Genomic DNA, 6,794 nt, shown 5'->3' with positions numbered 1-6,794 from the left:
GGTCCCCACATTTTTACTCGTCCAGTCTCACATGTGTCTGTCCGGGTTCAGAAGAAGACCCCGGGAACCTCCCGGGGTCTGGCCCAGGCCTGGCCTAAAGCTTCTTTAGGGCCTGGGTGAGCTGGGTGAGCACGTGTTGCGCATCCCCGTAGAGCATCCGGGTGTTGTCGGCGTAGAAGAGCTCGTTCTCCACCCCAGCAAAGCCCTTGCCCTGGCCCCGCTTGATGACGATCACGTTCTTGGCCTTGTCCACGTCCAGGATGGGCATGCCGTAAAGGGGGCTTCCCGGGCGGCGGGCGGCGGGGTTCACCACGTCGTTGGCCCCGATCACCACCGCCACGTCCACGGTGGGGAACTCGGGGTTGATCTCCTCGAGGTCCTTCAGCTTGTCGTAATCCACCCCGGCCTCGGCCAAAAGCACGTTCATGTGCCCGGGCATCCGCCCCGCCACCGGGTGGATGGCGAACTTCACCTCCACCCCTTTGCTCTCCAAGAGGTCCGCCAGCTCCTTTACCTTGTGCTGGGCCTGGGAGAGGGCCATGCCGTAACCGGGCACAAAGACCACCTTGGCCGCGTAGGCCAGCATCACCGCGGCGTCCTCCACGTCAATGGGCTTGAGGCTCCCCTTGACCTCCCCCGCCTCCTGCTCCACGCCAAACCCGCCCATGAGTACGCTCATGACGGAGCGGTTCATGGCCCGGGCCATCAGCACGGTGAGAAGGGTACCCGCCGCCCCCACCAGGGTGCCCGCCACCATCAAGGCCGGGTTGCCCACGGCAAAACCCTCAAAGCCCACGGCCATGCCGGTAAAGGCGTTGTAGAAGGAGATGGCCACGGGCATGTCCCCACCGCCGATGGGCAGGGTCATGAGAATGCCGAAAAGCAAGGCTAGAAGGAAGAAGAGCACGATGCTGAGGGTGGGATCGTTCCAGAGCAGGGAGAAGCCCAAGAGAACCGTGATGAGAAGGACCAGGGCGTTCACCACCTTCTGCCCGGGGAAAACGATGGGCCGGGTCTTCATGATTCCCTGAAGCTTGGCAAAGGCGATGAGGCTTCCCGTGAAGGCCACGCTCCCGATGAGGCCGCCCAGGATGGCCAAGGCCATGAGGCCCGGGTTCTCAAAGGCCCCCTTCAGGAGCTCCACCGCGGCGATGGTGGCCGCCGCACCCCCACCCATGCCGTTGTAGATGGCCACCATCTGGGGCATGTCGGTCATGGCCACCTTGACCGCCGCCCACCAAGCCACCACCGATCCCACCAAGAGGGCGATGAGCATGAGGCCAAAGTTGTGCATCCCCGGCCAGAAGAAGGTGGCCACCACCGCCAAGGCCATGCCCCACCCCGCCCACACGATGCCGCTTTTGGCGGTGGTGGGGTGGGCCATGCGCTTTAAGCCCACGATGAAGAGGATGGCCACCACAAAGTAGGCTGCTTGGATGAGGTCCATTACTGACCACCCCCCTTGCCCGGCTTTTTCTCAAACATCTCCAGCATGCGCACCGTCACCGCATACCCCCCGGCGGCGTTGGCCGCCCCCAGGATCACCCCCAGGAAGCCAATGAGCTTTTCCAGGCCAGTTTCCGCATGCCCCAAGACCACCATGGCCCCCACCACCACCACCCCGTGGATGAAGTTGGACCCCGACATCAAGGGGGTGTGGAGGATCACCGGCACCCGGGTGATGAGCTCGTAACCCAAGAAGGCCGTGAGCACAAAAATGTAAAGGGCAGACCAGAAGCCAAACTCCATCACGCACCTCCCACGAGGGCCTTGGTGGGCCCGTGCAGGATCTCGCCTTCCTTCATGAGAAGCGCCCCTTGGATGATCTCGTCCTCCCACTTAGGGGCGAACTCGCCCTTTTCTATAAGCAGGCCCGAAAGATTGAGAAGGTTTTTGGCGTACATCTCCGAAGCGTGTACGGAAAGCTCGCTGGGGAGGTTCAAGGGGCCATAGATCCTAACCCCCCTCACCTCCACCACCTCTCCGGGCTTGGTGAGGACGCAGTTACCCCCGCTTTCCGCGGCCAGATCCACCACCACCGTGCCCGGCTTTAAGCGCTCCACCATGTCCTCGGTGAGGAGGATGGGGGCCCGGCGGCCCGGGACCTGGGCGGTGGTGATGATGGCGTCCATCCCCGCCACGTGTTCCCGTAAGGCTTCGTGTTGGATGCGCTTTTCCTCCTCGGTGAGTTCGCGAGCGTAACCCCCCTCCCCTTCGGCACTGATGGGCAGCTCAATGGGCTTGGCCCCCAAGGAAAGGGCCTGCTCCACCGCCGCCTTGCGCACGTCGTAGGCGAACACCTGGGCCCCCAGGCGCTTGGCGGTGGCGATGGCCATGAGCCCCGCCACTCCCACTCCCATGACCATCACCTTGGCGGGGCGGATGGTACCCGCCGCGGTGGTGAGCATGGGGAAGAAGCGGGGGGAAAGCCTGGCGGCATGGATGGCCGCCAGATACCCCGCCACCGTGGCCTGGCTGGAAAGAGCGTCCATGCTCTGGGCCCGGGTGATGCGGGGGATGAGCTCCATGGCGATCACCGTGGCCTTTTTGGCGGCCAAAGCCTTCACCAGGTCCAGATTTTTATGGGCCTGAACAAAACCCACCACAATGGCCCCAGGCTCCAAGGCGGCGATCAGATCCTCCGGTGGCGGCTGGACGGTGAAGAGGAGGTTGGCGCCCTTTAGGAGCTCTCCTCGCTCCACCACCTCCGCCCCTGCCTCCTGGTAAGCGGCGTCAAGATGATAGGCGCCTTCCCCAGCGCCCTTTTCCACCCGCACCCTGGCCCCTCCCTTCACCAGGCGGGCCACCACCTCGGGCACCAGGGCCACCCTTCTTTCCCCTGGGGCCCTTTCCTTGGGAACCGCTACCGTCACCATAGGACCTCCTCCGCGCCAGTATACCAACGGCATCCATGGGCATCTGTCCTGAGCCTCGAGGCTGACCCACTGGTCAGAAGCAAGTCCTTATGGAAAAATGCCCCCATGCGGCCCTCGGGGCTCAAGATCGCCGCCGTACTGCTCTTGGGGATCCTCGCCATCAGCTTCGGGAGCATCCTGGTGCGCCTGGCCCTGGCGGCCTCAGGGGATAGAAGCCTGGCCTTCAGCCTGGTGATGAGCGCGGGGCGCATGGCGCTGGCGGCCCTCCTCCTCCTCCCCGCCTGGCGCAGCCCCCTAAGGAGCCCCGCTGGGCTTCCTTACGCCGTGGCCGCCGGCGCCTTTTTAGCCCTGCACTTCGCCCTCTGGATCACCTCCCTCTCCTACACCTCCGTGGCCGCCAGCACCGCCTTGGTCACCACCAACCCCATCTGGATCACCCTGTTCGCCCGGCTCTTCTTCCGGGAGACTCCTTCCGGCCTCACCCTTCTGGGCATCGGGGTAGCCCTTTTGGGAGGGCTGCTCATCGGCCTGGGGGATGCCCAAGGAGGAGGGGGGGCCAACCCCCTCCTGGGGGATTTCCTGGCCCTCTTGGGAGCGGTGGCCGCCTCCCTCTACCTCCTCCTGGGGCGGGAAGCGCAAAGGCGCGGCCTTTCCATCCTGGAATACATACGGGTAGCTTACTCCGCCGCCGCCCTTCTCCTCCTCCCCCTCCCCTATCTCTTCGGGGGTGGGTACGGGGGGTATCCACCCGTGGTCTATGGCTACATCCTCCTCATGGCCCTCCTGCCGCAACTCGTGGGTCACACCAGCTTCAACTGGGCCACCCGGCATATCCCCCCGGTCCTGGTCTCCCTGGCCATCCTCTTTGAGCCGGTGGGGGCAAGCCTCCTAGCCTTCCTCCTCTTTGGGGAGCTTCCTGGGATTCCCGTGCTCCTGGGAGCCCTAGTCCTCTTGATAGGGGTGGGGATGGCCGTGGTGGGAGGGCGAAGGTGATCCACATCGCCTTAGCCGCCCTCCTCTGGGGCCTGGGTGGGGCCCTGGCCGGGCGGTTCATGGGGGAGATCCCCCCTTCGGTCCTCATTCCCTTACGCTTTCTCCTCAGCTTCCTCCTGCTCCTTCCCCTGGTGCTTCGCTTCCCCCCGGCCGCCACGGAGTGGCCTAGGCTGGTTCGGGTGGGCCTGGCCCTTTCCGGGGCCCAGGCCTTTTACTACCTGGCCATCCACGCCACCACCGTGGCCACGGGAATCTTCCTCCAGTACCTGGCCCCGGCCCTCCTCACCCTCTACGCCCTCCTAAGGAGGGAAAGGCTTCCCGGCAAGGCGCTTTTGGGCGTGGCCCTAGCCCTTTGGGGAGCCTATGTGCTGGTGGTGGGGTCCAAGGGCTTCGCGGCAAGCCCCGTGGGGGTAGCTTATGGACTCCTTTCCGCCCTTTCCTTCGCCCTTTACGCCGCCTTCTCCCACGGACTCAGGACCCCACCCTTGGTGAGCCTAGGCGTGGCCACAGGGGTGGGAAGCCTCCTTTCCCTACCGGTACTCCTTAGCCACCTGTCCCAGATACTGGCCCTAAGGCCGGGGGACTGGGGGGCGGTGGGCTATCTGGTGGTCTTGGGCACGGTGGTGCCCTTTGGCCTTTTCCTCCTTGGGGTGCGCACGGTACCCGCCCGCAAGGCAACCCTCATCGCTATGCTGGAGCCGGTGGCGGGGGCGGTTTTCGCCTGGCCCCTGGCGGGGGAGCCCCTGAGCCTCGAGGCCCTCTTGGGCGGCTCCCTCATCCTCCTGGGGGTCGCTCTGAACCGGAGGTGATATGGCAGCGCGGGTTTTCTTCCTCTTTACCCTGGGCTACTTCCTCTCCTACTTCTACCGCTCGGCCAACGCGGTCCTCTCCCAGGACCTCTCCCGGGACCTGGGCCTAAGTCCGGCGGAGCTGGGCTTCATGACCAGCCTCTTCTACCTGGCTTTCGCCGCAGTCCAACTACCCCTGGGTGGCCTTCTTGACCGGTACGGCCCGAGGCTCGTCACCCCGGCCCTCCTCCTTTTGGCCGCGTTGGGAAGCCTGGTCTTCGGCCTGGCGCAAAGCTTTCCTGTCCTAGCCCTGGGCCGGGCCCTCATCGGCATGGGGATGGCCGCGGCCCTCATGGGCTCCCTAAAGGCCTTTAGCCTGTGGTTTCCCAAAACCTACGCCACCGTCTCCACCCTTCTCGTGGGTCTAGGGGCCACGGGAGGGCTTTTGGCCGCCACCCCCTTAGCCTTGATGAAGGAAGTCCTTGGCTGGCGCGGGGTTTTCCTGCTGGGAGCAGGCGTAGTGGTCCTGGTGGCCCTTCTCCTCTACCTGGGGGTACGGAACAGCCCGCCGGGGGTTCCCTGGCCTAAAGGTGGAGGAGGCGGCGGGTTGGCGGAGGTCTTGGGCAATGCCAGGCTCCTCCGGGTAGCCTTCCTGGCCCTGGCCTTCGCAGGAAGCTTCCTGGCCTTGCAGACCCTGTGGGCGGGAGCCTACGCCTATGCCTTGGGGCTCAAAGCGGTGGAGGTGGGCAACCTCCTTTTCCTCTACTCCGGGGCTGCCGTCTTGGGGTTCCTGGTCTCGGGGTACCTGGCGGACCGCCTGGGCACCGCCAGGGTGCTTTTCCTTTCCGCCTGGCTGTTCGCCCTGGGCCTGGGGCTCCTGCTCCTTAAGCTTTTGGTGCCCGCTTACTTCCTCATGGGCCTTTTTGGCGCCTTCAACATCCTCACCCTCACCCAGGCCCGGGAGCTGGTGCCCCCTCACCTGGTGGGGCGGGGCACCACCTTGGTGAATCTCTTCGGCATCGGGGGGACCTTCCTCCTGCAGTGGGGGGTGGGGGTGGCGGTGGCAACCTTGGGGTACGGCTTCGCCTTTGCCGGCCTTCTTGGCCTTTTGTTCCTGGCCCTTCTCCTTTACCGGCCCCTTCTCGGTTTGGGGAAAACCTTAGGGTGAAAAACTCCCGGACCCCATCCGGGCGCTTTTGCGGAAAAGGTACGGGCGTTCCCTAGGGCCCCAAAGGTGGTACCCTTCCTAGGCCCTGAGCCCTCTTGGAGCACATCCCAGTTCTCCCAACCAGGCGGCGAACTTTGTTATAGGACCTCGAGGCCTCTCGGGAATCCTTTGCGATTGGGGGCCGGTTTCTGGCCTGTTAGCCAATGGCCGAGCCTGGGCAAAACTAACACTTTTGCGTTAAACTCCCTCCATGCTAGCCCAGGTACGCAGCTACACCCTCTTCGGCCTGGACGCTATTCCGGTCACCGTGGAGGTGGATGTTAGCCCCGGGCTTCCCAGCTACGCCCTGGTAGGCCTGCCGGACAAGGCGGTGGAGGAAAGCCGGGAGAGGGTCCGGGCGGCCCTTAAGAACTCCGGCTTCCCCTACCCCCAGGCCCGGGTGGTGGTGAACCTGGCCCCGGCGGAACTGCGCAAGGAAGGGAGCCACTTTGACCTGCCCATCGCCTTGGGGCTTCTGGCCGCCCAGGGGGTGGTGCCTTTGGAAAGCCTCTCGGGCCTGGCGGTGGCGGGGGAGCTGGGCTTGGACGGTTCCTTGCGCCCGGTGCCCGGGGCGGTGAACCTGGCCCTGGGGGCATTGGGAGAGGGGAAAAGGCTCCTCCTTCCCCTGGAAAGCGCCAAGGAGGCCGCCTTGGTGGAGGGGGTGGAGGTTTACGGGGCGGAAAGCCTCCGGCAGGCGGTGGCCTACCTAAGGGGGGAGGAGGACCCAAAGAGGGCGGAGCCCGAGGACCCCGTGGCCGCCTTAGAGAAAAGGGGGGTGTGGGGGGCTACAGTCCCCCGGTTTGCAAACCGGGGATACATGGACCTCCCACGTCCGCCACCGGTTCATTTGAGGCAGGAGCCCCAAAGCGGCAGATGGGCTACCATGGGATGGAGGTACGGTGATCCGAAAGGCCTTCAAGTACCGCCTGT

At 64.9% G+C, this 6,794-nt stretch carries 7 protein-coding genes; 4 read left to right on the top strand and 3 right to left on the bottom strand.

Annotation, left to right across the window (positions count from 1 at the left end):
• Positions 1-94: 94 nt before the first annotated feature.
• Genes L0D16_RS12095 through L0D16_RS12085 form a run of 3 tightly spaced genes read right to left on the bottom strand, consistent with a single transcriptional unit; the run spans position 95 to position 2,876 of the window.
• The gene (locus tag L0D16_RS12095; RefSeq protein WP_243032441.1) at positions 95-1,447 is read right to left on the bottom strand and encodes an NAD(P)(+) transhydrogenase (Re/Si-specific) subunit beta; all 1,353 of its coding nucleotides are present in this window, start codon (positions 1,445-1,447) and stop codon (positions 95-97) included.
• Positions 1,447-1,749 carry a proton-translocating transhydrogenase family protein gene (locus L0D16_RS12090; protein ID WP_008630585.1) on the bottom strand — a complete coding sequence of 101 codons (303 nt, stop codon included), beginning with the start codon at positions 1,747-1,749 and terminating at the stop codon, positions 1,447-1,449. Before L0D16_RS12090 ends, L0D16_RS12095 begins: the two co-directional genes overlap by 1 nt.
• On the bottom strand, positions 1,749-2,876 hold the full coding sequence (locus tag L0D16_RS12085; protein ID WP_243032440.1) for an NAD(P) transhydrogenase subunit alpha: 1,128 nt from the start codon (positions 2,874-2,876) through the stop codon (positions 1,749-1,751). The genes L0D16_RS12090 and L0D16_RS12085 overlap by 1 nt, the downstream gene beginning before the upstream one ends.
• A 105-nt stretch (positions 2,877-2,981) precedes the next feature.
• On the opposite strand from L0D16_RS12085, the gene L0D16_RS12080 reads away from it, so the two are divergent.
• From L0D16_RS12080 to L0D16_RS12065, 4 genes are all read left to right on the top strand, one after another.
• Complete coding sequence (locus L0D16_RS12080; RefSeq protein ID WP_243032439.1) at positions 2,982-3,869, top strand: DMT family transporter; 888 nt, start codon at positions 2,982-2,984, stop codon at positions 3,867-3,869.
• On the top strand, positions 3,866-4,678 hold the full coding sequence (locus L0D16_RS12075) for an EamA family transporter (protein WP_243032438.1): 813 nt from the start codon (positions 3,866-3,868) through the stop codon (positions 4,676-4,678). The genes L0D16_RS12080 and L0D16_RS12075 overlap by 4 nt, the downstream gene beginning before the upstream one ends.
• 1 nt (position 4,679) lies before the next feature.
• Positions 4,680-5,825 carry an MFS transporter gene (locus tag L0D16_RS12070; protein ID WP_243032437.1) on the top strand — a complete coding sequence of 382 codons (1,146 nt, stop codon included), beginning with the start codon at positions 4,680-4,682 and terminating at the stop codon, positions 5,823-5,825.
• A gap of 250 nt (positions 5,826-6,075) precedes the next feature.
• On the top strand, positions 6,076-6,794 hold a 719-nt coding region (locus tag L0D16_RS12065), incomplete at its 3' end, for a magnesium chelatase domain-containing protein (RefSeq protein WP_279231413.1).

The organism is Thermus altitudinis (genome assembly GCF_022760835.1).
GTDB lineage: Bacteria > Deinococcota > Deinococci > Deinococcales > Thermaceae > Thermus > Thermus altitudinis.
Note: the sequence above shows the minus strand (reverse complement) of the source record. Positions and strands in the feature narration are given on the sequence as shown.

What these genes read in the sequence shown, in the direction of transcription:
- L0D16_RS12070 (WP_243032437.1), top strand. Translation starts at nt 4,680, where the DNA reads ATGGCAGCGCGGGTTTTCTTCCTCTTTACCCTGGGCTACTTCCTCTCC.
- L0D16_RS12095 (WP_243032441.1), bottom strand. Translation starts at nt 1,447, where the DNA reads ATGGACCTCATCCAAGCAGCCTACTTTGTGGTGGCCATCCTCTTCATC.
- L0D16_RS12085 (WP_243032440.1), bottom strand. Translation starts at nt 2,876, where the DNA reads ATGGTGACGGTAGCGGTTCCCAAGGAAAGGGCCCCAGGGGAAAGAAGG.
- L0D16_RS12090 (WP_008630585.1), bottom strand. Translation starts at nt 1,749, where the DNA reads ATGGAGTTTGGCTTCTGGTCTGCCCTTTACATTTTTGTGCTCACGGCC.
- L0D16_RS12080 (WP_243032439.1), top strand. Translation starts at nt 2,982, where the DNA reads ATGCGGCCCTCGGGGCTCAAGATCGCCGCCGTACTGCTCTTGGGGATC.